This window comes from Micromonospora sp. PLK6-60 (assembly GCF_019890675.1).
Taxonomy (GTDB): Bacteria; Actinomycetota; Actinomycetes; order Mycobacteriales; family Micromonosporaceae; genus Micromonospora.
Window position 1 is genome coordinate 1 of the sequence record NZ_JAIOAA010000038.1, and the last position, 3,389, is coordinate 3,389.

The 3,389-nt window shown below is 56.9% G+C and carries 2 rRNA genes; both read left to right on the plus strand.

From position 1 onward, the window contains the following. Positions 1–70: 70 nt before the first annotated feature. Positions 71–3,180 (plus strand): 23S ribosomal RNA (locus K7640_RS29725). 82 nt (positions 3,181–3,262) lie between these two features. Next, positions 3,263–3,379: ribosomal RNA gene (rrf, locus tag K7640_RS29730) — 5S ribosomal RNA — on the plus strand. Positions 3,380–3,389: the final 10 nt, after the last annotated feature.

Genomic DNA, 3,389 nt, shown 5'->3' on the forward strand with positions numbered 1-3,389 from the left:
GGTGTGGGGCGGTTCGGGTTGTGGGTTGGTCGTTTGTTGAGAATTGCACAGTGGACGCGAGCATCTTTGTGGTCAAGTTGTCAAGGGCGAACGGTGGATGCCTTGGCACCAGGAGCCGATGAAGGACGTGGGAGGCCGCGATAGGCCTGGGGGAGCTGTCAACCAAGCTGTGATCCCAGGGTGTCCGAATGGGGAAACCTGGCTGGAGTCATGTCCAGTCACCCACACCTGAACACATAGGGTGTGTGGGGGGAACGCGGGGAAGTGAAACATCTCAGTACCCGTAGGAAGAGAAAACAACATGTGATTCCGTGAGTAGTGGCGAGCGAAAGCGGATTGAGGCTAAACCGGCTGCGTGTGATACCTGTCAGGGGTTGCGTGGTTGGGGTTGTGGGACCCTGCTGAACAAGCTGACACTTGTTCGAGGAGTTATAAAGCCAGTTGCTAGCCGAATAGTCTGGAAAGGCTGACCGTAGGCGGTGACAGTCCGGTAGGTGAAAGCTACTGGCCTTCTGTGGGTGTTCCCGAGTAGCGGCGGACTCCTGAAATCTGCCGTGAATCTGCCAGGACCACCTGGTAAGCCTAAATACTTCCTGGTGACCGATAGCGGACGAGTACCGTGAGGGAATGGTGAAAAGTACCCCGGGAGGGGAGTGAAATAGTACCTGAAACCGTTCGCCTACAATCCGTCGGAGCCTTGCGGGGTGACGGCGTGCCTTTTGAAGAATGAGCCTGCGAGTTAGTGGCATGTGGCGAGGTTAACCCGTGTGGGGGAGCCGTAGCGAAAGCGAGTCTGAATAGGGCGTTTTTTAGTCGCATGCTCTAGACCCGAAGCGGAGTGATCTAGCCATGGGCAGGCTGAAGCGCGGGTAAGACCGCGTGGAGGGCCGAACCCACCAACGTTGAAAAGTTGGGGGATGACCTGTGGTTAGGGGTGAAAGGCCAATCAAACTCCGTGATAGCTGGTTCTCCCCGAAATGCATTTAGGTGCAGCGTCGCGTGTTTCTTGCCGGAGGTAGAGCACTGGATGGTCTAGGGGGCCCACAAGCTTACCGAAATCAGCCAAACTCCGAATGCCGGTAAGTGAGAGCGCGGCAGTGAGACTGCGGGGGATAAGCTTCGTAGTCGAGAGGGAAACAGCCCAGATCACCAGCTAAGGCCCCTAAGCGTGTGCTAAGTGGAAAAGGATGTGGGGTCGCATAGACAACCAGGAGGTTGGCTTAGAAGCAGCCACCCTTTAAAGAGTGCGTAATAGCTCACTGGTCAAGTGGTTCCGCGCCGACAATGTAGCGGGGCTCAAGCACACCGCCGAAGCTGTGGCATTCACATTTTAACCTCGCTTGGACTTGATTCCTTGTGCAGGTGTGTGGATGGGTAGGGGAGCGTCGTGCCGGGGGTGAAGCAGCGGGGTGACCCAGTTGTGGACGCGGCACGAGTGAGAATGCAGGCATGAGTAGCGAAAGAAGGGTGAGAAACCCTTCCGCCGGATGACCAAGGGTTCCAGGGCCAGGCTAATCCGCCCTGGGTGAGTCGGGACCTAAGGCGAGGCCGAGAGGCGTAGTCGATGGACAACGGGTTGATATTCCCGTACCCGCGAAAGAGCGACCCTGACGAACCTCGTTGTGCTAACCACCCGAGCTGCCGGAGGTCTTCGGACTGATGGTGGTGAGCGTGGGAACCTGGCGGGTAGTAGTCAAGCGATGGGGTGACGCAGGAAGGTAGCTGAGCCCGGCCGGTGGTTGTGCCGGGGTAAGCGTGTAGGCCGTGCCGTAGGCAAATCCGCGGTGCATATAGGCTGAGACGTGATGCCGAGCCGATTCAGGTGAAGTCAGTGATCCTATGCTGCCGAGAAAAGCCTCTAGCGAGTTCTTAGCGGCCCGTACCCCAAACCGACACAGGTGGTCAGGTAGAGAATACCGAGGCGATCGGGCGAACTGTGGTTAAGGAACTCGGCAAATTGCCCCCGTAACTTAGGGAGAAGGGGGGCCGGAGACGTGAAGCCCCGCGCGGGTGGAGCGTTGTATGGCCGCAGAGAGCAGGGGGAAGCGACTGTTTACTAAAAACACAGGTCCATGCGAAGAAGTAATTCGATGTATATGGACTGACGCCTGCCCGGTGCTGGAACGTTAAGGGGACCTGTTAGCTCTTCGGGGCGAAGCGGAGAACTTAAGCGCCAGTAAACGGCGGTGGTAACTATAACCATCCTAAGGTAGCGAAATTCCTTGTCGGGTAAGTTCCGACCTGCACGAATGGCGTAACGACTTCCCCACTGTCTCAACCACAGGCCCGGCGAAATTGCATTACGAGTAAAGATGCTCGTTACGCGCGGCAGGACGGAAAGACCCCGGGACCTTTACTATAGCTTGACATTGGTATTTGAGTTGACTTGTGTAGGATAGGTGGGAGCCGGTGAAGTCCATACGCCAGTATGGGTGGAGGCAATCTTGAAATACCACTCTGGTTGATTCGGGTATCTAACTTCGGACCGTTATCCGGTTCAGGGACAGTGTCTGGTGGGTAGTTTAACTGGGGCGGTTGCCTCCTAAAGGGTAACGGAGGCGCCCAAAGGTTCCCTCAGCCTGGTTGGCAATCAGGTGTTGAGTGCAAGTGCACAAGGGAGCTTGACTGTGAGACTGACAGGTCGAGCAGGGACGAAAGTCGGGACTAGTGATCCGGCACTGGCATGTGGAAGCGGTGTCGCTCAACGGATAAAAGGTACCCCGGGGATAACAGGCTGATCTTCCCCAAGAGTCCATATCGACGGGATGGTTTGGCACCTCGATGTCGGCTCGTCGCATCCTGGGGCTGTAGCAGGTCCCAAGGGTTGGGCTGTTCGCCCATTAAAGCGGTACGCGAGCTGGGTTTAGAACGTCGTGAGACAGTTCGGTCCCTATCCGCCGTGCGCGTAGGATACTTGAGAAGGGCTGTCCCTAGTACGAGAGGACCGGGACGGACGAACCTCTGGTGTGCCAGTTGTCCCGCCAGGGGCACGGCTGGTTAGCTACGTTCGGAAGGGATAACCGCTGAAAGCATCTAAGCGGGAAGCTCGCTTCAAGATGAGGTATCCCACCCACTTTGTGGGGTAAGGCCCCCAGCTAGACGACTGGGTTGATAGGCCGGAAATGTAAGCCCGGTAACGGGTTCAGTTGACCGGTACTAATAGGCCGAGGACTTGACTACCAAGCTGCTACGCGTCCACTGTGCAACTCTGAACAAGCGAACACCCGTGACAGAGCCGGTGTGTTTGACATGTTCATAGAGTTACGGCGGTCATGGCGGAGGGGAAACGCCCGGTAACATTCCGAACCCGGAAGCTAAGCCCTCCAGCGCCGATGGTACTGCACTCGGGAGGGTGTGGGAGAGTAGGACACCGCCGGACAAACATTCCA